The organism is Neoroseomonas eburnea, assembly GCF_018129005.1.
GTDB classification, from domain to species: Bacteria; Pseudomonadota; Alphaproteobacteria; order Acetobacterales; family Acetobacteraceae; genus Neoroseomonas; species Neoroseomonas eburnea.
Map to the genome: position 1 here is coordinate 1 of NZ_JAAEDL010000087.1, position 969 is coordinate 969.

The window sequence follows — 969 nt, forward strand, 5'->3', positions numbered from 1 at the left end:
GAACGCCGTCTTTGCTCCCACGCCATGGATCCAGCCCTTCACCGCGGTCGCCGCGAACTCCGGCCCGTTGTCCGACCGAATGTGTGTCGGCGCTCCGCGCGCTATGAACAGGTCGGCCAGGACGTCTATCACGTCCGACGAGGAGAGCCTGCGCGCCACCCTGATCGCCAGCGCCTCGCGCGTGAACTCGTCCACCACGCACAGCATCCGGACCTTCCGCCCGTCCCGCGTACGGTCCTCAACGAAGTCGTAGGCCCAGACGTGGTTAGGCCGCTCCGGCCGCAGACGAACGCAGGACCCGCCATTGAGCCACAGCCTGCCGCGTTTCGGCTGCCGCTGCGGCACCTTCAGGCCCTCCCGACGCCAGATCCGCTCCACCCTCTTCCGGTTCACTGCCCAGCCCGCATCCCTCAGCAGCGCTGTGATCCGCCGGTAGCCATACCGCCCATAGCGCTTCGCCAGCTCGATGATATCGGCCGTCAGAGCTGCTTCATCGTCCGCAGTCCGCGCCACCTTCCGCTGCGTCGATCGGTGCTACCCCAGCACCGCGCACGCCCTGCGCTCCGAGACGCCAACCTGGCGCACCACATGCTCGACACAGGAGCGCCGCCGCGCGGGGCTCAGTATTTTCCCGAAGCGGCTTCCTTCAAGATGATGTTGTCGAGCGTCAGGTCCGACACCGCCTTGCGAAGCCGCGCATTCTCGCGTTCCAGCTCTTTCAGACGCTTCACCTGGTCAAGCTTCAGACCGCCGAACTCCGTGCGCCAACGGTAATACGTCGGCTCCGTCACACCGATCGACCGCACCCCCTCGGCCACCGACTTACCCTGACCCACCAGGACTTCCACCTGGCGCAGCTTCGCCACGATCTCCTCCGGCGTATGCGCCTTCCTCTTCGCCATCGATGACCCTCCCAAAGCACCCGCCGGACTACATTACCGGCGGACCCCTTCTAGGGGGTCAGGTCAG

At 66.2% G+C, this 969-nt stretch carries 1 pseudogene; it reads right to left on the reverse strand.

From position 1 onward, the window contains the following. A pseudogene (locus GXW74_RS27775) lies at positions 1–902 on the reverse strand (IS3 family transposase); the annotation flags it as partial. Positions 903–969 lie beyond the last annotated feature (67 nt).